Source organism: Sphaerisporangium perillae, from assembly GCF_023276435.1.
Classification (GTDB): Bacteria; Actinomycetota; Actinomycetes; order Streptosporangiales; family Streptosporangiaceae; genus Sphaerisporangium; species Sphaerisporangium perillae.
Genome location: NZ_JALLPO010000005.1, coordinates 202,502 through 228,748, shown reverse-complemented (window position 1 = coordinate 228,748; position 26,247 = coordinate 202,502). Strand labels below are relative to the sequence as shown.

Here is a 26,247-nt window from a genome sequence, read left to right as displayed (position 1 = left end):
TCAGCCCACCTCCCGCAGGCGCCTGGCCAGCTTGGTCACGTATCCGATCGGGTCGTCCCCGTTGCCGCGCAGGTCGGCCTGGAAGTCCCCCTCTTCATGGGCACCCCTGTTGCAGGCGCGGAACACCTTCCCGGCCCAGCCGCCGAAGTCGCGGTTGAGCCGGCCGACCACCTCACCGGACTCGACTCCGAGGGCCAGCGCGGCGATGTCCGACGACTTGCGCGCCTCGGAGATGCGCCGCTCGACCGTGTCGTGGTCGGTGTCGGCGGTCAGCAGCCGCCGCCGTGCTACCTCGACGAAGGCACTCTCCAGCGCCACCCGGCACATGCCGGGCAGCACGGCCGGCGCCACCCCCGGGGGAAGCCGGATGTCGGCGAGAACGGACCTGGCCTCTTTCAACGCCCGCTCGACCGGGTCGTCGGAGACCTGGACCTCGACCTCGGAACGTTCCTTGCGCAGCAATTCCAGGATCGTCGCCGGGATGCGCAGGCGGCGGACTGCCTCCGCCAGGCGGGTGTCGTGGGTGAAAACGACCACCTGCCGACGCTCCGCCACCGCCTCCAGGACCTGCGCCAGGCCGTCGACCTTGCTGGGGTCCATCGACTGCACCGGGTCGTCGATGACCAGAAACCGGAAGGGGCTCTCGTTCGCCAGCGCCCGCGGCAGGAACAGCGAGAGCGCCAGCGCGTGCAACTCCCCCTGGCTCATCACGCCGAGCGCCGCGCCGGACACATCGTCCACGGTCACGTCGAGCTCGACCTTGCGCTGCGTGCGGTTGCCCGCCAGCCGGACCTCCCCCAGGCTCACGTTGCTCTGCCGGCGCATGATCGCCCAGTACATCCGGGCATCCTGCCCCTGGGCGGACATCCGGGCGGCGCGAAGGTCGTCGTGCACGTCATGCAGCCACGCGTCGGCAGCCTTGATCAGCGGCAGCCGCACCTTGGCCGCCGCGGCCTCGCGCGCCTGCCGGCACCATGCCACCACCGCCCCGGCCGGCTCGCTCCACCGGTCGTCATGGTCGGCGAGGCGCTTGGCGGCCTCCTCCTTGTTCAGCCGGTACTCCTCCGCCAGCCGCAGGCCGACCTCCGCGAACCGCTCGACGTCCGAGCCTTCCCGGCAGGCCTGCCACTCCTGCCACGACGCGGCGAGCGACTCCGGCAGTCCCGCGGGCGGATCTCCGATCAGACGGTGTGCCGCGGCCCAAGCGGACCTCGACTCGTCGCGGGCGGCCTCGGCCGTGGCGGCCTCCCGCCGCAAGCGCGTGACCTCCTCCTGTGCGCGTACGGCCCAGGCCTCATCGAGGCGGTCCGGCGCCTCGCAGACCGGACACGCCCGGTCATCTTGATGGCGCCGATGATGCGTCAACGCCATGTCCAGCAGTTCGGCACGCTCACGGGCGTCCTCCGCCGAACCGCGCCGCACCTCCGCCAGCGCACGCGAGGCCGAACGAACCCGCTCCGCCGCCGCGCGTACGGCCTCCGGATCGGGACCCACCAGCTCCGCCACCCGGCGCAGCGCCCGCAGCGCTCCGTGGGCCTCATCACCGGCGGCGAGGGTCTCCACCCGGGCGAGGTCGGGATCCTTTTCGCTCAGCTCGGTATGAACTGCTCGCGCCCTCGGGTCGTCGAAATCGGCCAGCACGCCGAGCAGCGGGAGAAGGTCCTGGCGGGACGCCGTCACCTTCTTGTCGAGGACGTTCCGCTCATTGCGAAGCGCCGCGCACGCCTCGGCGAGCGGGCCCAGCCCGAGGATCGCGGAGACCTTGTCGTACAGGTCGGAGGGCTTGTCCAGAGCGCTACCGAGTTCGGCGTAGGGCAGGAAGGGGCGGTACGCCGTCAGCGCGTTGACCAGGTTCAAGGAGCTCAGCGGCGCGAGCTCCTGTCCCGGCCGGCGTACGAACGCCGCCGAGTCCTCCACCTTGGCCCCGGTCCATTCCCGGCGGACGATGGTCGGCTCGGACTCACCCGATACCAGCAGGTCCACCTCGATCTCGGGGTTCACCTGGCTGTGGAGATTCCGGAAGCTACTCGTCCAGACCTGCGACCTGGCGTTCCAGCGTGAGTTCTGACCGGTCAGCGCCATCTCGACGGCTTCGGCGAAGCTGGACTTGCCCGAGCCGTTGCGTCCGGTGACGACGACGAGCCCGTTGCCATGAGGCAGCTCAAGCCGGACGGGCCGGCCGATGCCCCGGAAGCCCGCGACCGTGATCGCGCGCAAGTAGATCCCGGCGAGTGAACCGGCCGCCTCCGGCGGCGGGTCGCCAAGGGCCGCCAACACCGCCTCCTGGGCCTCGGCAGGAAGACCGGATTCGGCCAGCCGGGCCTTGACGATGTCGTGGAGCGTTACATGGGCCGGGGAAGAGGCCATGGTGATCTCCTGGAGAAGCGGGGGGAGACCGATCGGATCGCCGGTCGATGAGACCTAGTGAAGCACGCGTGACTGCCATTCACAACCGAATCACGCTCAACTTGGCCACATCAGGTCCCAGGATCGCCTGACGAAGCGAGACCGAATGAGCACCCGCGTCGAGCGAGTCCGTCTCAGGCGATGCCGGCCTCCCAACGGCCGCGCTTCAGGTGGCAGACGCCATCGGGGGTGATGGAGACCCGGGCACCGTGGACAGGGAGGCTGCCGGTCATGACCCAGCGGTGGCGGATCGAGTCGAGAGCATCCCACAGCCGCCGGGGACCTCCTTGGTGGACGATCGGGGCCTCGCCCTTGATGCCGGTGGCCCGGGCCCACGAGCCGTCCTTGTGCGACATCCACGCACTGCGCCGGCCGTCGTCGTACTCCTCATAGTGGTGCTCGATGCCAGGGACGGTCACGTCCAGCATCGAGCGCACCTCCCATGCCTCGACCACGTCCAGCACGGGGTACCGGCCTTCGGAGATGTGGTCACCCTCGCGATCGCGGAGCTCGCCCGGCAACGCGTGCGGGGACGACGGGTAGTCCCCGGCGTCGTGGCGCGCGGCCATGAAGCCCGCCCGATCCCACTCGACGCGGCCGACCGCTCCGCCGTCCTCGCTCTTGTCGGCAGTGATGATCAAGGTGGTGCCGGTGATGGTAGTGACGAGCCGCCCGCCCGGTCGCAGGGCGGCGAGCCAGCTCGCCGGGATGGGACGGACCGACACCGTGGCCACGATCCGGTCGTAGTCACCGGGAAGCGGACCTGTCGCGTCGATCGTCGCCACCTCGGGCCGTAGGCCGGCCTGCTCCAGGCGGTGGACGGCGGCGGCCGTCAGGTACGGATCCACGTCCACGCTGGTCACGTGCTCGCCACCGAGTCGCGCGGCGAGCAGGGCGCAGCCGTACCCGGAACCGGTGCCGACGTCTAGTACGTCAGCCCCGTCGTACACCCGGAGGTGACGCAACATCTGCACCACCAGGCCGGGGAGAGTGGAGGAGGAGGTGGGACGGCCTGCCGGCCGGTCGCTCTCCTGGGCCTGGTCGGCATGCGCCCCCGCCACGCTGGTCACCAGCGTCCGATCGGAGTAGGCCGCCCGCATCCACGTCTCGACGTCGGCCTGGCCATCGTTGAACACCCAACCGTCCTTGGACGGTGACCACCAGCGGGGCACGAACAGATGGCGCGGCGCGGCGGCGACCGGACCACGCCAGCGCGACGACGCATGCGTCACGGCCTCAGAAAGCCGCTCAGCGTGGCGCTCCCAATCCATGGTCATGCCTTTCGGGTATCAGTCGTCGTACGCGGGGTTGCACACCTCGGTGGAGGCCGGGGCGCAGTCGTCACTGTCGCTGCCAGGATTGCACCCAGAGCCGGCACGCCGGGACACCTGCGCAACGGCGCCCTGCCACGTCTCCCCGGTGAGGATCTCGGCGAGAGACCGGTCGCGCAGGTTGCCCGCCGTGATCCACCGCGACATTACACACGGCGTGACGTCCCCCTGTGCGGAGACGGCGAACTGCCTCTGTCCGCAGCGCCCGCACAGCTGCGACACGTCGGGCCGATCCCGGGCGCCCCGGCCGATCCCTCGCAGGTGATCGACGCGCACCCGGGTCACGCCAAGGGCGGCCAGTTGGGTGCGGGCCTCCTCGACGCGCTGCCCGTCCAGGATCTCGACGATGGACGCCCGCATCGGGATGCTGAGGTTCACCGCCCTGATGATGTTGGCCCGCGTGCGGCCATGACCGTCCGGACGGCCGGTGATCCGCGCGTGCTCGGCCGGCCGGTCGCTGTAGTAGCTGGTCGCCAGGGACACACCGGGCCGGGCGAACAGGTCCCACCAGGTGTCACGGACACGGTAGAGGTTGGTGAAGATCTCCACCGTCTGGCCCGCGTCGATCGCGTGGCGCAGGATCTCCTCGAAGTTCGGGTGGAGCGTCGGCTCGCCACCGATGAACTGGACCCTGGTCACGCCCAAGGCGCGCGCGTCGGTGAGGAGGTCGCGCCAGTCGGCCAGGGACATCACGCCGTGGTCGCCCGTCGGGCCGGACTCGGCGTAGCAGTGGGCGCAGGCGAGCTGGCATCGTCCGGTGAGTTCCAGCGCGAGGAACCATCCGGAGAGCAGGGGCGGCGTCGCCGGTACGGCGTGCTGCTCGTGAAGCAGGGTCATCGATCTTCCTTCCGGTTCGGGGCGCCGGCGGCTGTGTTGCCGTCCACGCCGGCATGGAGGTGGGGTGGCCGCCCTGTGGCGGCGGATGCCGGATGCGCCGCCGGTGTGCGGGACGACAGCGGGCGGGCGTTCGACGGGGCCGGGAGGGCGAAGGCGACGGCCTTGCCCGGAGCGCCGGTGGTCGAGGTCGTCACGGAATGGACGTGGCAGTTCCCGCCGGAGAGCCGATGGGCCAGCAGCAGGCCGCGGCCGTTCTCGGCGAGCAACGGCAGGCCGATTTCCCGGACCGAGCGCAGCAGGTCAAGGACGATCGCGACCTCGTGGGTGTCGGGGTCACCATCGACGATCTCGCACCAGATCGGCACGCCGTCCTCGCTGAAGACGCGCAGCTCGTACGGCGGGCGGGCGTGCCACTCGGCGTTGGCCGCCAGTTCGGCCACGATCAGCTCGGCGTCGGCGATGGCCTCGTCGTCCGCGCCGGCCCGCCGGAGCACCTCCCGGATCACTTCTCGGGCACGGCGGGACGCCGAGCCGGGCTGGAGCAGCCTCACCAGCGTCCGCGTGCGGACCGGCCCTGCCACGGCTCTGGACCGCCCTCCCTCGGGCCCGGGCCACAGAGGCAGAGCCGGTGCGGACTCTTCGGGGGTGCCTGGGGGGACGCTGCCGACCGGCCGCATTGGGGCGCTCCATTCGCTGTCGATTGCCGTGACAGCAGGAAACGGCCCGGGGCGATGGATATGAACGCCGATGCCTGTCCGTGCGCGGCGACCTGGATGATCAGCCCACCCAGGTGGTCGCCTGCTGAACGCCCTCCCGATGAGGGCGCCGGGAAGGGCTCGCCGAACGACCGACGGCCGTGCACTCGGACAAGGGAAGGGCAATCGGCTCGGCTGGTCGCTTGCTGGTCGTTTTCCCGGGATGGTGGCGGCGGCAGAGTCGTGATAGTCACAATGTGTAGTCATCCGATCACAAGGAGGCGACCGTGGGCGAGGCGCGGCGGTGTGCGGGGCGGCCGGAACTGGCGCGGGCGCGCAGGCGGCTCGGCATGAGCCAGGAGGAGGCAGCCGAGGCGGTCGGGGTGGCCACGACGACGTGGGCCCGCTGGGAGCGTGGAGAGCAAGGGGTGCGGGCCTGCTACCGGGCCCGCATCGCCACCGCGTTCGGGGTCGAACCGGTGCGCGTCGAGGAGTGGATAGAAGGGTGGGCCTTCGGAGCGACATCATCCTGGCCGGCCGCCGACAGCGCGGGCGAGGCGCTGGTGGCTACCGTGAAGGCCGCCGCGCATCTGTGGAGGTTGGAGATGGACCCGTCCCGGCGCCACCTGCTGGCCGCTCTGCCGTTCGTGCCCTCGGCGCTGGCCGAGTGGCTGGTGTCGTGGAACTACGGCAGCCCGGCGGCGTCGGCCGCACACGAGGGTCCGGGGCGGGCCGTGGGGCTGGCGGACGTGGCGCGCATCAACGAGGCCCGCAAGGCGTTCAGCCAGATGGACCAGCGGTTCGGGGCCGGGCTAGTGCGACCGGTGGTGCTCCGCTACCTGAACGAGAACGTCTCACCGCTGCTGCGCGGGCGGTACGACGACCGGGTGGGCGCGGAGCTGATGAGCGCGGCAGCAGGGATGAGCTGGATGGCCGGGTGGACCGCCTTCGACGTCAACCAGCACGGCCAGGCCCAGCAACACTTCGGCCAGGCGCTCCAGCTGGCCAAGGCGGGCAACGACCCTATGACCGGTGTCTGGGTGCTCGCAACGCTCACCCGGCAAGCGATCCATCTGGAGCAGCACACCTGGGCGGTCTGGCTTGCGCGAGCGGCGGTCGACACCGCGCGCAAGGTTGAGGCGCCACCGCGCGTACTGGCGACGATCCTCGTCAAGGAGGCCTGGGCGACAGCCCTTGAGGCGCGACCGGCAGATACTGCGGACCGACACAGTGCTATCCAGGTCGAGCGTCTAGTCGCCGAGGCCGAGCGCGCCTATGCGCGAGGCACCACCGACCGGGATCCGGAGTGGACCAGCAGGTTCGAGGAAGCGGAGCTCAGCGCCGAGACGGGTAACTGCTGGCGCTTGCTGGGCGAGCACCGGCGCGCGGCAGAGTGCGCGGAGACCGCTGTGACCGCGTTCGGTGACCGTGTTCCCCGGTCAGTTCAGTTCAACCGGATACACGCCGCTGAGGCGTACCTCGAGATGGGCGAACTGGAGCAGGCACTCGCGAGTGCGCGATCCGCCATTCCATTGACAAAGACCCTTACCTCTGCCCGGCCTGTGGATCTCATCCGGCGGTTCACCGGGCGGCTGGAGCCCTATGCCGACAGCGTGATGGTCCGGGAGTTCCGTGACCACCTGAACGCCGAACTCGCCGCCTGACCAAGCGCGAGCCGGGGGGATGATGGATCGCCACTACCCCCGGCGGAGGCGTGAGCCCTCCTTCGGGCGGTCCGCGCTGGTCGCGACCCCAGGGCCAAAGCCGGCCGACCGCTGAGCGGCAGATCGCGTAACAGGTCGGAGGCAGGGGCGAAAGCGGCGAGCGACGCGGCGCTTGGGCAGCTCAGCACGTGTACCAGACACCCAGACACCCACCTCTTCCGGGAGAATGGCGCGATTCGTCCACGATCCTAAGTTGAGGGCACACATGAAACGCTGGATCGCCTTGTTGGCGGCAACCTTGGTCTCCACCTCTCTGCTGACTCCCCCGGCCACCGCGCAGGCCGCGATGGACCCGGTGAAAGCGCTGAAAGCGCAGATCGCCGGTCGCCTGGCGGTGGAGGTGGCCGAGAGCAGCGGCGTGTCCTACAAGGGGCACCCCATCTGGTCGACGGTCCGCCGGGGCGTGCTGCGGCTCGGCGGCTCCGGTGTCGGGGCGGCCGACATCACCCGGACCTTCACCCCCAGCCGTCTGATGCGCGACCAGTTGGACGACGGCCGCTGGGACGCCGACAAGGTGAACGCCGAGACCGGCTCGAACCGCTCGATCAGCGTGAACGGCGTGCTCTACCGTTCGGGGCCGCTCTACCAGCCCGTGCTGCCGGACGGGAAGACGTGGGCCCTGGCGGGCCGAAGCGGCGGCGTCTCAGCGGCGTACGGCGACCAGATCATCAACATCTTCGAGCCCAGCACCCTGAAAGCGCTGGTCACCACGGCGACCAGTAAGAAACCGTCCAAGTACGGCATCAGGAAGAAGGCCACCGAATACGCCGGCGCGATGACCTTCCGCCAGTTGTACGCGGTGTCGCCGACCTTCCGCTCTCTGATCGGCAAGCGCTCCCTCACGCCGGTCGCCGACACGAAGATCACCTGGTGGCTACGACTCAACGACCTGGGTCAGGCCCTCACCCTCGGCACCACCTGGAAGGTCGCCGATGGGTATGTAGCGGGCGTCTTCAGCCAGTACCCGGGGCGTGGCCTCCCCCGGCCCCTCAAGAAGAACGTCCCCACGCCCCGCGCCGCCCTGGTGGCCACGACGTCAGACCTCACCGGCCCCCTGCCCCGCCCGAGCGCTCTCATCGACAGCACGTTCTCCATCGGCTGAGCTGGAACGCGCCGACGTGACCCGCCACTCGACCGGAGCCAAACACACGAGCCCCGCCCCTTGCCCCCTACGCAGAGGCGGGTCTTGCGTTGTCCACTCCAAGGCAACCGAGGACGTGACTGGGATTCACGGACAGAAGGCATAGAAAACCGGCACTCGCAGCTGTAGGGTTGCGGGCGTTCGGGAAGCCTGATGTTCAGGTGTCCCGCGTGGCTAGCCTGAGTCCTTCGGGATCCCCTGTCAGAAAGGCCGCCAGTGGCGAAGCTGACCCTGCCGCAACTCGAACTGCACCTGTTCGGTGCGGCGGACATCCTCCGCGGCAAGATGGACGCCGCCGAGTACGGGCGCTACATCTTCGGGATGCTCTTCCTCAAGCGCTGCTCCGATCAGTTCGACGAGATGCGCGAGCAGGTCGTCGAGGAGCAGCAGGCCAAGGGGAAGACCCGGGAGCAGGCCGAGCAGGCCGCCGAGCTGCCGTTCCTCTACCAGGGCGCCTTCTTCGTGCCCGATCGGGCGCGCTGGACCCACATCAAGAACGAGTCCCGGAAGAAGGCGCCGGGCGATCTCCTCAACAAGGCGCTTGAGGCGCTGGAGGAGGAGAACACCGCGCTGAAGGATGTGCTCGGGCACATCGACTTCACCCGGCGGATCGGCAACACCACGATCCCGGACAAGAAGATCCAGCAGTTCATCGACCACTTCGACCGCTACCGCCTGCGCAACGACGACTTCGAGTTCCCCGACCTGCTCGGTGCCGCCTACGAGTACCTGATCGGCGAGTTCGCCGACGAAGGCGGCAAGAAGGGCGGCCAGTTCTACACCCCGCGCGGCGTGGTCCGCATGATGAACCGCCTGGTGAAGCCGCAGCAGGGCATGCGGATCTACGACCCTTGCTCAGGGTCGGGCGGCATGCTCATCTTCGCCAAGGAGTACATCGCCGAGCACGGCCAGGACGTCCGCGACCTTTCCCTCTACGGGCAGGAGAACGACGGCGGCTCCTGGTCCATCTCGAAGATGAACATGATCCTGCACGGTGTCGCCAACGCCGACATCCGCAACGAGGACACGCTCGCCGCGCCCCAGCATGTCGACGGCGGCGAGTTGATGCGCTTCGACCGGGTACTGACCAACCCGCCGTTCTCGCAGAACTACGACCCGGCGACGCTGGAGCACAAGGAGCGCTTCCACTACGGCTACACGCCGCCCTCGGGCAAGAAGGCGGATCTGATGTTCGCCCAGCACGTGCTGGCCGTACTCACCCCCACCGGGGTCGGCGCCTCCGTCATGCCGCACGGTGTGCTCTTCCGGGGTGGGGACGAGAAGAAGATCCGCCAGGGCATCATCGAGGACGACCGCCTGGAAGCGGTCATCGGCCTCGCCGCCAACCTGTTCTACGGCACCGGCATCCCCGCCTGCATCCTGATCCTGCGGGGTACGGCCCGGCGACCTGAGGAGCGGCGCGGCAAGGTGCTGTTCATCAACGCCGACCGGGAGTACACCTCCGGCCGTGCGCAGAACTACCTCGACCCCCAGCACGCAGAGAAGATCGTCTCCGCCTTCGAGGACTACCGCGACATCCCGGGCTTCGCCCGCGTGGTGGACATCGAGGAGCTGCGGGAGAACGAGTTCAACCTCAACATCCGCCGCTACGTCGACAACACCCCGCCGCCCGAGCCCCAGGACGTACGCGCGCACCTGCACGGTGGCGTCCCCAAGGCCGAAGTCCGCGCGTTCGAGCCGCTGTTCGCCGCCTTCGACGTCGACCCGCACGCGCTTTTCGCCGAGCGGGACGCCGACTACTACGACTTCCTCCCCGAGGGCTGGGAGGCCACCGCCGAGCGCATCCCATCGTTGACCAAGGCGGCGGAAGACCGGCTGCGTGCGGCGTTCGACGAGTGGTGGGAGCGCCACAGCAAGCGCCTCGTCGAACTCCCCGCGACGAAGAAGGTCATGGAAGTCCGGGCCGAGCTGCTGGAGTCGTTCGTCGCCGAGCTGTCACCGCTCGGTCTGCTCGACCGCTTCGAACTGGCCGGCGTGATCGCCGCCTGGTGGGGCGAGGCCCAGTACGACATCCGAACCCTGTCCTACAACCAGTTCAGCGGCGTCGTCAGGGGTTGGCTCTCCACCATCGAGTCCGCCTTCGAGACCGACGTAGAAGACAGCCGCGACAAGGCCCGCCTCGCCACCCAACGCCGCAGGGCCCGCGAACACCGCGTGGTCCCCCTCCTGCTACCCGACTACCTGGCCCAGCTAGAGGAGGCCGAAGCCCGCCGAGCCGAGCTCGACGCCCAGGTCAAGGCGGCCACCCCGACCCCAAGCGATGACGAGGAAATCGACGAGCCGGAGGAGACGCTGAGCCCGGTCGAGCTAAAGAAGCTCAAGGCTGACCTCACCGCAGCCAAGAAGGCCGTCAAGGAGCTGGAACAGGCGTTTCTCTCCAAGTTGCATACGGCCTGTGCCCCCATGCTCAAAGACATCCAGAATGCAGCAGAGGCGGGACAACTGGGCCTACTGCTGGAAGATCCAATATCCTACCTAGTCGACCAGCAACCCGGCGAGACGGCCGATGAACAGACAAAAAGTCTGGTGCTCCGCATCGTCAAGACCGATCTGACTGGCCGACTTGACGAGCAGGTGGCCCTTAATCGCCGAAAAATTACGGTCCGCTACCGCACCTGGATAGACAAATATGCGGTAACTCTTCGCCATCTTGAATCAGAACAGAAGGCTACTGCCACTCGATTTGACTCATTCCTAAAGGAGCTCGGCTATGGTTAGCCCGCCATGGAATACAATTATGTTGCGCACAGACGTCACCCTTTCGAGTGGCCTTCCAGTAAGCCATGACACCGGAAGCTCTTTGCTGGCGGAAATTCCAGTATATGGAGGGAATGGCATAACAGGACGCACAACTAGACCACTGACCAATCGGCCGACTTTTACGATTGGTAGAGTCGGCGAATATTGCGGATCCGTCCATCTTGTCGAGGAAGATGCGTGGGTAACGGATAACGCTCTATGGGCTACCCATATAGCTCCAGGATGGAACCTTCATTTTCTGGTTTACTACCTGAACTGGCTTGGTCTCGGCAGACTCCGAAGCCAAACCGGTCAACCTCTGGTTACACAAGGGGAAATAGGACAACTTAAGCTTCCTAAACCACCTATCGGAGAGCAACGGCGGATTATGGAGATCTTTGACTCCCTCGACGCTCAGCTCACATCTACTGGCCGACTCGCAAATAAGCTTCATCTTCGCCAAATAGGACTGACGGATGCGCTACTACGGTCAGTAACAGTCCAAGAAAGTTCTCTACGAGATTACTTGACTCAGAACCCCAAAAATGGCTACTCGCCGCAAGCGGTCGATTCTTGGACTGGCCTGCTCGCACTCGGATTAGGTTGCCTTACCACTTCGGGGTTTCGGCCATTGCAGCTGAAAAACGTCCCTGTCGGAGCTACGCGAAACGTTTCAGCTATGCTCACGGATGGCGATCTTCTTATGAGCCGAGCAAATACCAGGGATCTTGTCGGTCTAGTAGGCAGGTACCAGGGTGTCGGATGGCCCTGCATCTATCCTGATCTTATGATGCGCCTTTCTCCACGCCCGACATGTAGGGCCGAGTACCTAGAGATTGTCTTGCGAAGCTCTCCACTGCGCCGTCAAATTCAATCGATCTCCCAGGGGACATCGGAGAGTATGGCAAAGATCAGCGGATCCACCGTAGGAAGACTCAGGGTAGCCGTTCCCGATCTCGCCACACAGGATCGAATTGCCAGAATTCTGAAGTGCGGCGATGCCGAATTGCGGGACACCCTTAAGGAACGCGAGAAACTCAAGTCGTTGAAGCATGGCTTGATGGACGACCTGCTTTCTGGGCGGGTTCGGGCGAAAGACGTGGAAGACGCCCTGTAAGGCGCAGTTCGAGGTAATCCTTTGCAGAGAAAGACTAGATCACCAATTTCGCTCGGGGATATTTCTCAGCACGCATCAGTTCGCGCAACGAGCCAACACCTGGCGGTGGTCGGGTGGGACGACGATGAGGGGAGAGGAGTCCGGTGAGTGAGTACAGCGAGGTCGAGGCGCCCCTCATCAACCAGTTTAAAAAGATGGGGTGGACCCACTTACCCGGGGCCGAGGTGGGGGCGTTGGCCGTGCTGGACCCGGAGCGGTCGGAGCGGGGCTCGTTCGACGAGGTCTTTCTGGAGCGTAGGCTTCGGGCGGCTATTCATCGCATCAACCTCGGCCCTGACGGTAAACCATGGCTGGACGAGCATCGGATCAGCCAGGCGGTCAACGCGCTACGCCGGCCCGGTCCATCCAGCCTGCTGGAGGCCAACCAGAAGGCCACCGAGCGCCTGATCAACGGCATCCCCATCGCCGGGCTGGACGGCTGGAACCAGGGCCGTGACCAGCAGATCCACTTCATCGACTGGCACCCGGCCGGTTTACCGGCCAACGACTTCACTGTGGTCAGCCAGTTCCGGGTGAACATCCCCGGCAAGCATGGGCCGAAGAATTACGTCGTCCTAGACCTGGTGCTGTTCGTGAACGGCATCCCACTCGTGGTGGTCGAGTGCAAGCGCCCCGGAAACGACGCCACGGCGCAGGCCGTCAAGCAACTCCGTCGTTACGCCGAGTGCCCGCCGTTCAGCCCCGGGCAGGGCGTGCCGAAGCTCTTCACCACCGTGCAGCTCACCGTCGCCGCCTCCGGAGAGGACGCGCGCCTCGGCACCTTCACCGCCGAGGCTGAGCACTACGTACCGTGGCGGGACCCCTTCCCCCTCTCCAAGGAGGAACTGGCCGACCAGGTGGGTGGCACGGTGCGCGGCCAGGAGATCCTGGCGGGAGTCGTCCTGCACCCGAGAAGGCTGCTCGACATCGCGCACAACTATGTGACGTTCCTGCCCACCAAGGACGGGATCACGGTCAAGGCCGCGCCGCGCTACCAGCAGTACCGCGCGGTGGAGAAGTCGGTCCGGAACCTGCGCACCCAGCCGTCCAGGAAGCGCGATGGCCGGCAGGACCGGCGGGGCGGCATCATCTGGCACACCCAGGGCTCCGGCAAGAGCCTGACCATGACCTTCCTGGTCCGCAAGCTCCGGATGACGCCAGGACTGGACGACATGAAGGTCGTGCTGGTCACCGACCGGACCCAGCTGCAGACCCAGCTCAGCGAGACGATGCGGCTGACCGGCGAAAAGGTTGACATCGCGAAGAGCGTCGAGGAGGCCAAGGCGGACCTCGCCAAGCACGGTCCCGGCGTCGTCTTCGTGATGATCCAGAAGCAGCAGGACGTACGGGGCCGCGGCACCGGCGTGAGCGACCGGAACTCGGCCTTCGGCGGGGAGTTGAACACCGACGAGTCGATCCTGGTGCTCATCGACGAGGCGCACCGCTCGCACGGCTCGGCCCTGCACGCCAACCTCCTGGAAGCGCTCCCCAACTGCGCCCGCATCGGGTTCACCGGCACGCCGATCATCAAGGAGCGCCGGGCGAGGAAGACCACGATGGAGATTTTCGGCGACTTCATCGACAAGTACCGGCTCAAGGAGGCCGAGGAGGACGGCGTCATCGTGCCGATCTTCTACGAGGGGTACGCCACCAAGGGCGCGGTACGCGACGGCCGGGACCTCGACGAGGTCTTCGAGGACATGTTCGACCTCACCGACGAGCAGCGTGAGCAGCTGCAGAAGCGCTACGCGACCAAGGGCGACGTGCTGGAGGCCGAGAAGCTCATCGCGGCCAAGGCCCGGAGCATGCTGCGGCACTACGTCGAGACCGTGCTGCCCGGCGGGTACAAGGCACAGCTGGTGGCCTCCAGTCGGCTCGCCACCCTGCGGTACCGTACGGCGCTGATCGCGGCCAGGGACGAGCTGGTCAGAGAGATCGAGGGCCTGCCCGCCCACCTGCTCAAGGTGGACCCGAACGAGCTGAAGAGTCGCAGAAAGTTCCTGGTCACGGCGGCCAGGCGTCTCGACCTGATCCGGCGGATGGACTTCACGCCGGTGATCTCGGCGGACGGCAACGACACGGCCGACTACCACGAGTGGACCGACCCGGCCGGGCAGGATCGGCGGATCGAGGCGTTCACCCACCCGTTCGGCGAGGATGAGGAACGCCCGATCGCCTTCCTGATCGTCAAGTCGATGCTGCTCACCGGGTTCGACGCCCCGATCGAGCAGGTCATGTACATCGACCGCTCGCTGAGGGAGGCCGAGCTGCTCCAGGCGATCGCCCGGGTCAACCGCGTGGACGGTCCGCAGAAGAAGTGCGGTTACGTGGTCGACTACTTCGGCGTCGCCAACCATCTCAACGAGGCGTTGAAGGCCTACGCGGAGGAGGACATCCGCGGGGCGCTGAAGGACATCACCGACGAGGCCCTCAAGCTGGAACCGCAGCGGGCCAGGCTCCGGATGCTCTTCACCGACCGCGGGATCCGGCTGGCGGACGCCGACGACCCCGGGCTTCGGGACCGCGTAGTCGAGGACTGCGTCGAGCTGCTGGCGGACCTGCAACTGCGCGACCGGTTCGAGGTGGAGCTGAAGGGGTTCCTCACCACGGTCGACGCGGTGCTGCCCAATCCTGAGGCGAAGCCGTACCTGGCGGACGTGAAGCTGTTCGCGCTGATCAAGCTGCGCACCGCGCGCCGGTACCGGGTCGCTGACGGTGAGTTCGACCCGAGCCTGTACGGGGCGAAGATCCGCGACCTGATCGACCAGCATGTGGAGTCGCTCGGCGTGGAGCAGAATCTGCCACCGGTCGCGCTCACCTCCCCCGACTTCGACACCAAAGTGGCGGCCATGGCGGGAGGTTCCCGGGCCAAGGCCTCGGAGATGGAGCACGCGCTCCGGCACCACATCGACGTGCACCTGGCCGAGGACCCGGAGCGCTACCGCAGGCTCAGCGAGCGGCTGGAGCGGATCCTTGAGGAGTTCAAGGAGAACTTCGAGCAGCAGGTGCTCGCCTTCGCCACGCTCATCAGCGAGGCCCGCGACGAGCGTCCGGAGTATCCGCACGGGCTCGGCCCGGTGGAGGGCCCGCTCTACGGGGTGCTGCTGGCCGAGACCCACCACGACGGGGTGCTGCCCGCGGATGCCGGGGCCGCGCTGGCCGACGTGGCGCGGACGGTCCACGGGCTCGCCGTCGAGGTGACGACCCGGCGGGACTTCTGGCACAAGGAGACCGACAAGGAGGCGTTCCGCAACCAGATCGCCCGGGAGTTGCTGGACGTCTGCGGCTACCAGCAGATCGCCGAGCTGGCCGACAAGCTGTTCGACGTCATCGAGCACAACCGGAACAAGATCGTCCGGGGCTGACCTGGATGGCTGGCATGCTGGTGAGCGTGGCAACTCCCGATTCGCTGACCGTTGGAGATCTCGATGTGACCGTCGAGGTCTCCGACCGGCGGCGCTCGGTCCGGCTCACCGTCGAACGGGACGCCTCGGTGACGGCCGTGGTCCCCCCGGAGACCGACCGCGACACCCTGGTCAAGATCATCACCTCCCGCCGTCGCTGGCTGTACGGCAAGCTCGCTGAGCGCAGGTCTCTCGGCGACCCGAGGCCCGAGCGGGAGTACGTCTCCGGCGAGGGCTTCCCCTACCTCGGCCGCTCCTACCGGCTGCTGCTGGTGGACGAGGGGCCGGTGCGGCTCGTACGCGGCCGGCTGGAGCTCGCCAAGGCCAATACGGCTGATGCCCCCCGCCATCTCGTCCGCTGGTACCAAAAGGTCGGCGATCCCTGGCTGCGCCGCCGGATCACCCCATGGGCCGAGCGCGTCGGGGTGGCCGTCTCGGGGCTGCGGGTGATGCCGCTCGGCTACCGCTGGGGCTCCTGCTCGGCGGACGGCCAGGTCAACATCCACTGGGCGACCATGCAGCTGTCTCCCGACCTGATCGACTACGTCCTGCTCCACGAGCTGGCGCACCTCCGCCACCGTGATCACGGTCCGGGGTTCTGGAAGATCGTCTCGCTGGCGATGCCCGGTTACGAGATCCGGCGTGACCGTCTCAAGCGGGCGGGAGTCGACCTGTGGCTCCCCGAGGACACCCGATGAGCGGCGACGATGCCACGGTCAACGTCGGCGACATCGCCCGCCTGGCGAACGTCGGCAGGCCCGCGGTCAGCAACTGGCGAAAACGCTTCGACGACTTCCCCCGGCCTGTCGGCGGGACGGCGTCCAACCCGTTGTTCTCGCTGCGCGACGTCGAAGCCTGGGCCAGGCGGCGCGACAAGGCCTTCACCGCTTCTCCCGCCGACCGGATCTGGCAGCGGCTCCGCGGCACCGGTGACGATCTGCACCTGCTCGAACTGGTCAGCCAGGTCGGCGCCTTCCTGCTGGCTCGCCAGAGTGGAGCGGACCTTTCCGGGCTCGCCGGTGCGGTCGACGCCGATCTGCTCCGGGACATCGGCGCGTGGGCGGATCAGGCCGGCGAGGCGGAGGCTTTCGGCTTCCTGTGCGAGCGCTACATCGAGGCGCATTCACGCCGCCTGCTCGACACCCCGCCGGAAGTCGCCCGGGTGATGGCGGGCCTGGTGGACGGCGACACGGTTCTCGACCCGGCGTGCGGCATCGGCACGCTGCTGCTGGCCTGCGGCGCGACGCGCGTCCTCGGCCAGGACATGGACGTGGCGTCAGCCCGGTTGGGGGCCGCCCGGCTAGGGTTCGCCGGGAAAGAAGCGACCGTCCGGGCCGGAGACGCGTTGCGCGCCGACGCCTTCCCCGAGCGGCAGGTCGACGCGGTGCTGTGCAACCCGCCGTTCGGCGACCGGAACTGGGGCTACGAGGAGCTGGCCGGCGACCATCGCTGGGAGTACGGCCTGCCGCCGCGTGGAGAGTCCGAGCTGGCCTGGGTGCAGCACTGCCTGGCCCATGTCCGGCCCGGCGGCCTGGTCGTCATCATGATGCCTCCCAGCGCGGCCGGACGCCGTTCGGGCCGCCGCGTCCGGAGCAACCTGCTCCGCTCCGGGGCGCTGCGGGCGATCATCACCCTGCCGCCTGGCGCGACTCCCGGCTCCGGCTCGGCTCCGGACCTGTGGGTACTCCGCAGGCCGACGCCAGGGCGGGAACCTCCGTCCAGTGTGCTCATGATGGACGCCACCGACGACCTCTCCCCGATCGAATCGGCCTGGCGGCGTTTCGACAGCGACCCCCAAGCGGAACTTCCCGGCGTCAGCCGTGCCGTCCGCATCATCGATCTGCTCGACCACGAGGTCGATCTGTCCACCCCACGTCATCTCGTGGCGTCCGGCGAGGCCGCTCCAGGCTTCCCCCACGTACGGCAGCAACTCGCCACAACCGTCGAGACGCTCGCCGGGGCGATCCCCGACCTCGCCGTGCCTGCGGATCGCAGGGACCTGCCGATGACCACCGTCGGCGAACTGCTCCGGGCCGGGGTGATCGCGGTGCACCAGGCACCGCTGAGGATGGCGACCGACAATGGTGGTCTTCCGGTGCTGACCGTACGGGACGTCATGAAGGGCAGAGGTCCCACGGGCCGGACGATCCGGGAACCCGGCATGGTCGTCACCGAGCCGGGGGACGTGGTGACCCCGCTGACACCGAGCGGCCCGGCCGCTCGGGTGATGACCACTGCGGGATCGGTGCTCGGCCCTCAACTGTTGCTGTTCCGCGCAGACCCGAAGCGCATCGACCCCTATTTCCTGGCCGGTTTTCTCCGTGTCGCGAGCGGTGCCGGTTCGGCCCGCGCGTCGGCCGCCTCCACCCGGCTGGACGCCCGGCGGGTGCGGATCCCCCGGTTGCCCGTCGACGAGCAGCGGGTCTACGGTGCGGCGTTCCGCAGGCTGATCGAGTTCGAGGAAGCCGCGCGCGAAACGGCCGCCCTGGCGGAGAACGTCGTCCGGCTCGGGTTCGACGGGCTTGTCGACGGCGCGCTTCGTCCGTAGCGTTTCCCCGTGATCAGGGTCATCGGCGACCGTTACCAGCTGGATCCGCTGCCGCTCGGCGCGGGCGGCATGGGCGAGGTCTGGGGCGGTTACGACCGGCAACTGGAGCGGAGGGTGGCGGTCAAGGTCATCCGGTTCCCCGACGGTAAGTACGACGAGCAGTTGCGACGTAGGTTCCTCACCGAGTCGAAGGTACTGGCCCGGCTCGCCCATCCGGGCGCGCCTGTCGTCTACGACGCCGGCACCTTCGAGGATCCGCTCGCCGCCCAGCCACGGCTGTTCATGGTGATGGAGTTCGTCCAGGGCCAGAACGTCGACATCCTCATCGGCGAGCAGCATCCGCTGCCCGTCGGCTGGGCCGCGGGCATCGCGGCCCAGGTGTGCGCCGTGCTCGCCGCCGCCCACGAGCTGTCCATCTATCATCGCGACCTGAAACCGGCGAACCTGCTGTTCTGCGTCGACGGAACCATCAAGGTGATCGACTTCGGGCTCGCGCTGCTCACGGACCCCGGCTACACCCGCCTCACGGTGACAGGGCAGTTGCTGGGCACGGCCGAGTACATGTCGCCGGAGCAGGTCCGGCACGAGCCGATCGACGCCCGCAGCGATCTGTACTCACTGGGCTGCGTCCTGCACGAACTCCTGACCGGCCACCGGCTGTTCGGCGGGGGGAACACGTTCACCGTGATGACCCGGCAGATCCAGGACGCTCCCGAACCGGTGACCCGGTTCCGCCGCGTCCCCCCCGAGCTGGAGCGGCTGGTGCTCCGGCTGCTGGAGAAGCGGCCCGCGGACCGGCCGGGCTCGGCGGAGGAGGTCTACGATGCGCTTCTGCCCTTCGTGACCGGGCTCGGACCGCTGGGTGATTTCCTCCGTGCCGGGTCGAGTCCCACCCGGATGTACGCCGGCGTGGTCAGCCGCGTGCTCGCCCCGCAGACGTCTCCGCCGACGGTGGCGGAGGAGCCGGAGGAGTTCGGTGAGGCGGATCTCGGCCTGGCCAGGAGGCAGGCCGAGTCTTTGATCCGAGAGTCCCGGTTCGACCAGGCCGCCGACATCCTGTCCGGCCTGGTCGAACCGGCGAACGCGATACTCGGCCCGGACAACTCCGAAGTGATCGACCTGCGGTCACGGCTCGCCGGAGCGCGCTACGAAGGCAGGAGATACGCGGACGCCGCCGAGGACTACGCGGGACTCGCGCGCGACCTCGCCAGGTTGCACGGCGCCGACGACGAGCGCGTACTGCACTGCAGGCTCCGGGAGGCCACCTGCCGTGCGCACGCGGACGACCTGGTGACAGCCTTGGAAAAGCTCGGGAACCTGCTCCAGGACGAACTGCGGATCTTCGGCGCCGACGACCCGCGCACGCTGGAACTCCGGCGTCAGATCGGCCTGCTGCAAAGCCGCCGCGGCGATGGCGCCGCGGCCAGGAGGACTCTCACCGAGCTGCATGATGACCTGGTCCAACTCCACGGCGACGACCACCCGGCCCCCGAAGGGATCCGTACTCTGCTCAAGGACATCTGAACTTGGTCCCGCTGTTGGAGACCCACACCGCACTGGTAATAGGGACGTCACCATTGCCGCGGTCCCCGGCAGGACGACGACGTCACCACCCTTACCACCCGCACCCCTGCCCTTCCCTGAACGCCGCCGGATTGTCGGTGGCGGCGGTTAGTGTACGGCGCGTGACGAACGAGACCGAGCAGACGATCACCGTTGAGGATGTGCGCCGGCTGGCGCTGTCGCTGCCGCGCACCGAGGAGGCGCTCGTTCGCGACCGCATCAAGTTCCGGGTCGGGCGCATCGTCTACCTCTCCTTCTCCCCCGACGAGACGCTGATGGGCTTCGGCTTTCCCAAGGAGGAGCGCGCGGCCCTGGTCGCGGCGGAGCCGGAGAAGTTCCTCATGCCCGTCCCGTCCGACGAGCGCTACAACTGGGTGCGCGTCCGCCTCGCGGCGCTCAGCGAGGCGGAGATGCGGGAGCTCGTCGTGGACTCCTGGCGGATGTGCGTCCCCAAACGCGTCGCCGCCGCCTACGCCGAGAGCGTGACAGGCCACTGAAAACGATTCGTCAACCATCGGGTGAGCTGCTTCGATGTGGGCATGGATTCCTCCCGCATGCTCAGCTGCCTCGCAGATGACTTCTCCTTGCTCCGCGGCGCCGTCGCCGCCGCCGGCCCCGACGCGAAGGTGCCCTCCTGCCCCGAGTGGACCGTGGCCGATCTCGCTCGGCACGTCGCCGAGGTCTACCTGCACAAGGCCGAGTGCATCCGGCTCGGCGCCTTTCCCGACGACTGGCCGGAGGCCATCCCCGCGGACCCGTTCACCGCGCTCGACAGGTACTACGACAGGCTGACCTCCACCTTCGCCGCGCACTCTCCCGCCGACCCCGCGGCCACCTGGCATGATCCCGACCAGACGGTGGGCTTCTGGATCCGCCGCATGGCCCAGGAGACCGTCGTCCACCGCGTCGACGCCGAGCTCGCCGCAGGAGTCCCTGTCTCCCCGATCGCGGACGATCTCGCCTTCGACGGGGTGGACGAGGTGCTGAAGCTCTTCCTCGCCTACGGCAGCACCCGCTGGAAGGACGACATCGGCTCCCTGCTGGACGCGCCGGACCAGCGCCCCCTCTCCGTCGCCACCGGCCACCACGCCTGGACCGTCCTGCCCACCCCCTCGGGCGTGGAGGTGCAGGACGCCGCCACGGGCTTCGCCGGTGAGGCCCTGGTGAGCGGTGAGCCCGCGGCGCTGCTGCTGTGGCTGTGGAACCGCGCGGGCGACGACGCCGTACGCCTGTCCGGCGACCAGGCCCTGCTCGGCCAGTTCCGCGCCCTGCGCACCGCCGTCACCCAGTGACGTCCAGGTAGCCCTTGGGGTGGACCGTCTCCTGCGATGCGGGGGCGAGGGCGCGCGGAATTGTCGGTGGCCGCGTTCACACTCGTCGGTGTGACCACCTCATCCCAAGGAGGTTCCCGATGGCGCGACGACGGTCTGCCCGCCGCGGAGGGCGCGGCTCCGGTGGCGAGGGCATCATGTGGGCGGTGGCGGGGCTGGTGGCGGCCGTCCCCCTGGTCAACGCGGCGGTGAAGTTCGTGCAGGCGTCATGGCCGGGGCTGCTGGTCGCGACCGTCAGCGCAGGCGTCGTGATCAGCGGCGTCGCGTTCCTGGCCGCCCGCCGGGCGCGGCGCCACCGCGACCATTATCCTGCTCGGCCACCAGCGCCTCAGCGTCTGAGTGCGGGCGGTCAGAGGGAGTAGGTGGGGAAGAGGTCGGTGGTCGGCCAGGTTTTGACGGCGTCCGCGGCCTTGTGCAGTTGCGGGTCGATGTCGCCGTACGTGAGCCCTGAGGGGTCGTCGCGCTGGTCGAACAGCACGACCCAGCTCAGCCCGTCGTACCTGCGGACCATGAGGGTGGAGGTGCCGGGCAGCGACCCGTCGTGCCAGGTGTTCCTGCCGGTCCCTCCGGTGACCGGGCGGACCATCCAGCCGAGACCGTAGTACCAGCCGGTCGAGTTGACGCCGATGGAGGGCTTCGCGAACACCTTGGAGATGGACGCCGAGGTGAGCACCCCGGCGGCGTCGAAGATCCTGGTGAACTTGGCGAGGTCGACGGCCGAGGAGAGCCAGCCGCCGTGGGCCGCCATGTTCTCGAGGTTGAAGCTCCCGTAGGGGGCGGGCATGGACGTGCCGGAGGTGTCGAGCACGCTCGTCCCGGTCTTGGTGGAGAAGTACGGGGCTTCGGTGGAGCGCCGCAGGCTCTTGGCGGACCGGCCGAGCACCATCCGCTTGATCTTGACCGGGGTCAGGATCTTCTGCTGCACGTAGGAGGCGTACGGCTGGCCGCTGATCTTCTCGATGATCTTTTCCAGCAGCAGGTAGCCGTAGTTGGAGTATGCGTACTTCGTGCCGGGGGCGAAGTCCAGCTTGCTGCCGGTCGCGTACTTGATGATCTGGGCCTGCGTGACGGGCAGGGACGCGCCGGCGGCGGCGGCGACGGCGCGGTCGGCGAACATCGGGTCGGGCGAGACCGCGCGGTCCCATCCGCCGAGATGCTGCAGCAGGTGGAGCACGGTGACACCGCCGAGGCGGGCGTCGGCGGCGGTGCTCAGCCCTAGCAGGGAGGCCACCTTCGCCGACAGGCTCAGCTTGCCGTCCTGCACGAGCTTCATCACGGCCGCCGCCGTCACGGGCTTGCTGAGGCTGGCGACGCGGAACAGCGAGGTGGGGCCGGCGGAGAAGGAGGTGTCCGCCGTCCAGTTGTAGCCGCGGGCCAGCACGAGCTTGCCCTTGCGCACCACGGCGAGCGAGGCGTGCGAGACGCCCCGCGCCTGCATGAAGGCCTTGAGGGTGCTGTCGAACGGCGCCAGCCCCGACGCGCTCTTGCCGGTGACGCTCCAGACGCGCCCCCCGGCTCCGGCCCGCTCGTACGCGGTGGCGCCGGCCGGGATGGCGTGGGCGGTGGCGACTCCGGTCGCGGCGGCGCCCGCGAGCAGCCGCAGCGTGTCCCTGCGCGTCAGCATCCTGATCCCCGTTCACAGTGCGATCTGACAAGAGCAAGGATCTTACGGGAATCGGGCCGTCGGCGCGCTATATACCGGTAAGACCGGAATATCGTCAGGCCGCGGGTACCTGGCGATCAGGTGCTCCGTCACCGGCGAGTCGCCGGACGGCGCCTACGGCCTCGCGCGTCCCTGGCGTCCGAGCTGCGCCATAACTCCCCGTTCGGCCGCCAGTTGTATCGCGGCCGGAAAATCCTTTCATACGCGATCGGGCGATTCCTGGAAAAGCACCGCACCGCGCGGCATACTGGCCTGGCAATCAGCCGTCCAGTGGGGAACGCGTCGCAGACGAAGGAGTTTGCGTGATGGACCCCGCCCTGGCCGGCCTCGCCGGCGCCGCCGCAGCGGCCCTGGTCCAGGCCATGACCAGAGACACCTGGGAGGCCACCAAGGCCCGCCTGGCGAAGATCTTCAGCCGTCACGGCGCCGACGGCGAGCCCGATCTGGCCCTCGAACTCGACACCACCGAGCGGCGGCTGTGCGAATCCCCCGGGCCCCTGGAGCCGATCGTGGCCGAGGAGGGACGGCGCTGGGCCGCCCTGTTCGCCGCCTTCCTGGCCGAGCACCGCGAGGCCGCCCCCGAGCTCCAGGATCTCCTCCGCGACGCGCGGCAACTCACCGCACGCGACTCCTCCACGGTCGCGCAGCGGGTGACCGCCGGACGCGACGCCTACACCGCCGGCCGGGACCTGCGTGTGTTCTCGCGCGTGGACGACGATGACCGCTGACCGGGGCCGCACGACCACGACCGGCCGGGACCACGCGACCGCGATGACCACGGGACGAGACCGTACGGCCGTGATGATCGCGTGCCGGGGACACGCGGCGACGGGGGCGGCCGAGCGTGGGCCGCGGGAGCGGCCTGGGCAGCGCGTCGTGGCGCGGCGGGACGCCTTCGCGGCGGCACGCGACCTCTACGTGAACGTCGTGAACGACAAGCCGGCCCGCGAGCCCCGGTGGGCCGTCCCGGACGGCGGGAACGCCTACCGGCGCGAGCGGTCGCTGTTCATCCAGTACGTCAACCCCGAGATCTTGGCCTGCTACGGCAAGGACGTCACCGGGGGCGACACCGCGCAGATCCTCGCGCAGGCGCTCCGAGCGACCCGGCTGGCGGTGCTCCTGACGGACGCCTATCTCATCTTCCCGTCGTCCTACATGTTCGAGCTGCCCTGGTTCGATGTCTTCCTGGAACGGATCCAACCGCTCGTCCACGAAGGCCTGGTCCGCCACACCTCCTCCACACCGGAGCTGACGGCGTATCGCGAGATGAAGGTCCGGGAGTATCGCCGTGACGAGCGCAACCCCTACTCGGCGCCACAGCGGCTCCGGGTCGAGCCGGACCTCACCTGGTATCCCCACTTCGGGATCCCGACGGCCGCCGGTATCGGCGACCTGTGGAGTCGCGCCCTCGCGCCGGGGGGCGAGCTGTCCGGTGTCGTCCACGCCGTCGCGCGCGCGTGGCACCGCCCGTACAGCCGGGTGGAGAGCATCCTGGCCAAGTCGCCCGAGCGGCTCGAAGGCCAGGCGTTCGTCAAGCGCTTCGTCGCCAAGACCCTGCCCGGACCCGTGCCCGGCGACGCCGATGGCCTGCTCGCGCTCTTCCTGTCGGCGGCCTACTTGCGCTGCTATGTCCGCGATCTCGACACGGCCATTCTGACCGATCTTCCGATCGGGCCGCTTTCCTGCCGGATCGACGATTCCGAGGAGGACATGAAAGGGCGGGTGCTCTCGTCTCGCCGTCTCGATCTCGCACTCCAATGGTTGCGAGTGGATCATTTCGTCCATGGTTCGGCAACCTGGAAGGAGCTCATTCTTCTGAGATCCAGCCCTGAGTTCGGCATGATTACGTCGATGCTGTTCGGGAGCGGCTCGGCGAACGCGTTCAGGCTCGCGATCATCGGTGCCAGTAGGTCACGACACTTCGGTCCCGCCGTCACCTGTGGGGATGCGCTGTCCAACGTGGCGGCGGTGGCGGACCGGCTGGCGCGAATGCTCGGCTGACCCGCTCCCGGCATCCCGCGCGTGATCCGCCGCGGGCCGGGTTGTCCCGCGCGAGGTTCGTCGCGGGCGGAGCGATCAGGGCGAGGGAACACCAGTGAAGATTTCGGTGTACTGCTCCGGGTCGATCACCAAGGGCGCTTCCGACCACGGGAAGCTCACCTGGTCCGACACGGAGAGAATGGAGGTCGCCAAAGGAGCCGCGCCACACGAGGTCGTCTTCCTGAACCCCGACGACCCCATCACCGACCCTGGCAACACCCTCGGGCAGTTCGGCCGGGACATGTACCAGGTCATGATCGCGACGGCGGTCGTGGTGGACGCGCGCGAGCGGCGCGGCCTCGGCATCGGGGTCGAGATGGCCGCCGCGGGCACCTTCGGCACGCCCGTCATCGTCGTGGCGCCGCCCAACTCCAAATACCGGGCCGACGTGCTCGAATATCGCGGGGTCACCGTCCACGACTACGTGCACCCGCACGTGGCGGCCCTCTCCGAGGCCGTCGTCGACGACTTCCTGGCCGCCGGCGAAGCGCTGGCGCGGCTCGTGGAGGCCGGTGCCCTGCCCGAGAAGACATACGTTCCCGGCTGGCTCGAACGAGCGATCGGCGAGTACCGCGACAACGTCCTCGAGGCCGACATCCCGATGCTGGAGGCGTTGAGACAGCTCGATCGAATCCCCGGATGACCGGATGGGAGAACCTGGTGATCCTCGATGCGGAAGGCAGCACCGCGGAACTCCTCAAGTCGGGACCTTTCGGGTCCCGGTTGTACGTCGTGCGCAACAGCGCCCTTGAGCGCCTGCTGTTCGACCGGAACCTCGTCGGAGCGGATTTCCGCCGCGCGTGCCTGGAGTCGAGCCGCCATTTCATCGGCCACCTGACCGACGAGTGCCACCCCGGCGAGACTGCCGAACTCATGATCCTCAGCAAGGGGCTGGTGTACCAGCTCGGCGACGCGGTCATCCGGCAGAGCGGGCACAACCTGCCGGTCAACCTCGTCGCCACCTCACGGGTGGCCGTGTCGCAGGACTCCGCCCGGGTGGAGGTGTCGTACGCCCAGTTGGAGGCGCCCGCGGACACGCTGCTGGTCGGCGACACCGTCGCGTCCGGCGCGACGATCGTCGCGGCCGTCGGCCGCTACCTGCGGAGCCACCCGCTGAAACGGCTGTACGTCCTGTCCTGCGCCGGGGCGCTGGGCGGAGCCGAGCACATCGCCGCCTTCTGCGCGAGGAGAGGCGTCCGGACGACGTTCCTGTACGGCCTGGCCGCCTTCGGGCTCGGCCTCAACGGGTTCGACCTGTCCTTCCTGCATCCGCGGACGGTCACCCGGCGGGCGTACGTCGAGAGGGCCGCGAGGCAGTTCTCGGGGAAGCCCGTCTCCGCCGTGGGCTGGGATTTCGGCTCCCAGGTCATCTCGCCGCGCAAGTACCGGCGGTTGTGCTGGGTGGAGGCCGAGGTGTGGGGCCTGCACGGCAGCGACTGCCTGGCGGTGGCGGAGAAGCCGGAGAGCTGGGCCGAGCTCGTCCATGAGCGCGCCGCGTACGTCGACGCCCTCGGCCCCGGCTGGAAGCACCTCATCGAATCTCCTTAAGCGTGGAGACCTCCGCCTTCAGGCGTGGGAGGAAACGCGGCACGGTGTGGAACGGTGTCGTCGCACGGTGTCGGAAAGTGTGGAGTCGAATCGGTGTTCG

Annotated in this window: 20 protein-coding genes and 1 pseudogene; 16 read left to right on the top strand and 5 right to left on the bottom strand. The window is 68.4% G+C overall.

Features of this window, described 5'->3' with window-relative positions:
- From MYF83_RS07050 to MYF83_RS07035, 4 genes are all read right to left on the bottom strand, one after another.
- Complete coding sequence (locus MYF83_RS07050; RefSeq protein WP_248959366.1) at positions 1–2,367, bottom strand: ATP-binding protein; 2,367 nt, start codon at positions 2,365–2,367, stop codon at positions 1–3.
- Between the two features lie 173 nt (positions 2,368–2,540).
- Positions 2,541–3,542, bottom strand: a complete 1,002-nt coding sequence (locus tag MYF83_RS07045) for a methyltransferase domain-containing protein (RefSeq protein ID WP_248959365.1) — start codon at positions 3,540–3,542, stop codon at positions 2,541–2,543.
- A 153-nt stretch (positions 3,543–3,695) separates the two neighbouring features.
- Positions 3,696–4,574, bottom strand: coding sequence for a radical SAM/SPASM domain-containing protein (locus tag MYF83_RS07040; protein ID WP_248959364.1), 879 nt, complete (start codon positions 4,572–4,574; stop codon positions 3,696–3,698).
- Entirely contained in the window at positions 4,571–5,155 is a 585-nt protein-coding gene (locus tag MYF83_RS07035; protein WP_248959363.1) for an ATP-binding protein, read from the bottom strand. The genes MYF83_RS07040 and MYF83_RS07035 overlap by 4 nt, the downstream gene beginning before the upstream one ends.
- Positions 5,156–5,556: 401 nt before the next feature.
- On the opposite strand from MYF83_RS07035, the gene MYF83_RS07030 reads away from it, so the two are divergent.
- From MYF83_RS07030 to MYF83_RS06980, 12 genes and pseudogenes are all read left to right on the top strand, one after another.
- Positions 5,557–6,933, top strand: a complete 1,377-nt coding sequence (locus tag MYF83_RS07030) for a helix-turn-helix domain-containing protein (RefSeq protein WP_248959362.1) — start codon at positions 5,557–5,559, stop codon at positions 6,931–6,933.
- A 286-nt stretch (positions 6,934–7,219) separates the two neighbouring features.
- The gene (locus MYF83_RS07025) at positions 7,220–8,095 is read left to right on the top strand and encodes a hypothetical protein (RefSeq protein WP_248959361.1); all 876 of its coding nucleotides are present in this window, start codon (positions 7,220–7,222) and stop codon (positions 8,093–8,095) included.
- Positions 8,096–8,350: 255 nt separating this feature from the next.
- Positions 8,351–10,873, top strand: a complete 2,523-nt coding sequence (locus MYF83_RS07020; protein WP_248959360.1) for a type I restriction-modification system subunit M — start codon at positions 8,351–8,353, stop codon at positions 10,871–10,873.
- A pseudogene (locus MYF83_RS44185) lies at positions 10,866–11,330 on the top strand (restriction endonuclease subunit S); the annotation flags it as partial. The gene MYF83_RS07020 and the pseudogene MYF83_RS44185, both read left to right, overlap by 8 nt.
- A gap of 465 nt (positions 11,331–11,795) precedes the next feature.
- Complete coding sequence (locus tag MYF83_RS07015; protein ID WP_248959359.1) at positions 11,796–12,011, top strand: restriction endonuclease subunit S; 216 nt, start codon at positions 11,796–11,798, stop codon at positions 12,009–12,011.
- Between the two features lie 143 nt (positions 12,012–12,154).
- On the top strand, positions 12,155–15,415 hold the full coding sequence (locus tag MYF83_RS07010; protein WP_248959358.1) for a type I restriction endonuclease subunit R: 3,261 nt from the start codon (positions 12,155–12,157) through the stop codon (positions 15,413–15,415).
- 26 nt (positions 15,416–15,441) lie between these two features.
- The gene (locus tag MYF83_RS07005) at positions 15,442–16,152 is read left to right on the top strand and encodes a M48 family metallopeptidase (RefSeq protein WP_248959357.1); all 711 of its coding nucleotides are present in this window, start codon (positions 15,442–15,444) and stop codon (positions 16,150–16,152) included.
- Positions 16,149–18,002 (top strand): HsdM family class I SAM-dependent methyltransferase, encoded by a 1,854-nt coding sequence (locus MYF83_RS07000; protein WP_248959356.1) that lies wholly within the window; start codon positions 16,149–16,151, stop codon positions 18,000–18,002. Before MYF83_RS07005 ends, MYF83_RS07000 begins: the two co-directional genes overlap by 4 nt.
- Positions 18,003–18,011: 9 nt before the next feature.
- On the top strand, positions 18,012–19,526 hold the full coding sequence (locus tag MYF83_RS06995; RefSeq protein ID WP_248959355.1) for a serine/threonine-protein kinase: 1,515 nt from the start codon (positions 18,012–18,014) through the stop codon (positions 19,524–19,526).
- A 161-nt stretch (positions 19,527–19,687) separates the two neighbouring features.
- The gene (locus MYF83_RS06990; protein ID WP_248959354.1) at positions 19,688–20,062 is read left to right on the top strand and encodes an MmcQ/YjbR family DNA-binding protein; all 375 of its coding nucleotides are present in this window, start codon (positions 19,688–19,690) and stop codon (positions 20,060–20,062) included.
- 57 nt (positions 20,063–20,119) lie between these two features.
- The gene (locus MYF83_RS06985; protein ID WP_248959353.1) at positions 20,120–20,857 is read left to right on the top strand and encodes a maleylpyruvate isomerase family mycothiol-dependent enzyme; all 738 of its coding nucleotides are present in this window, start codon (positions 20,120–20,122) and stop codon (positions 20,855–20,857) included.
- A 119-nt stretch (positions 20,858–20,976) separates the two neighbouring features.
- A complete protein-coding gene (locus MYF83_RS06980) occupies positions 20,977–21,258 on the top strand; it encodes a hypothetical protein (protein ID WP_248959352.1) in 282 nt (93 codons plus the stop codon).
- Here the strand turns inward: MYF83_RS06980 and MYF83_RS06975 are convergent.
- The gene (locus MYF83_RS06975; protein ID WP_248959351.1) at positions 21,246–22,520 is read right to left on the bottom strand and encodes a serine hydrolase domain-containing protein; all 1,275 of its coding nucleotides are present in this window, start codon (positions 22,518–22,520) and stop codon (positions 21,246–21,248) included. The genes MYF83_RS06980 and MYF83_RS06975 overlap by 13 nt on opposite strands.
- 341 nt (positions 22,521–22,861) lie before the next feature.
- On the opposite strand from MYF83_RS06975, the gene MYF83_RS06970 reads away from it, so the two are divergent.
- From MYF83_RS06970 to MYF83_RS06955, 4 genes are all read left to right on the top strand, one after another.
- Complete coding sequence (locus MYF83_RS06970; protein ID WP_248959350.1) at positions 22,862–23,287, top strand: hypothetical protein; 426 nt, start codon at positions 22,862–22,864, stop codon at positions 23,285–23,287.
- A complete protein-coding gene (locus MYF83_RS06965) occupies positions 23,277–24,560 on the top strand; it encodes a hypothetical protein (RefSeq protein ID WP_248959349.1) in 1,284 nt (427 codons plus the stop codon). The genes MYF83_RS06970 and MYF83_RS06965 overlap by 11 nt, the downstream gene beginning before the upstream one ends.
- Positions 24,561–24,654: 94 nt before the next feature.
- Positions 24,655–25,242, top strand: a complete 588-nt coding sequence (locus MYF83_RS06960; protein ID WP_248959348.1) for a hypothetical protein — start codon at positions 24,655–24,657, stop codon at positions 25,240–25,242.
- The gene (locus MYF83_RS06955; protein ID WP_248959347.1) at positions 25,239–26,147 is read left to right on the top strand and encodes a hypothetical protein; all 909 of its coding nucleotides are present in this window, start codon (positions 25,239–25,241) and stop codon (positions 26,145–26,147) included. Before MYF83_RS06960 ends, MYF83_RS06955 begins: the two co-directional genes overlap by 4 nt.
- The last annotated feature ends 100 nt before the right edge of the window (positions 26,148–26,247 follow it).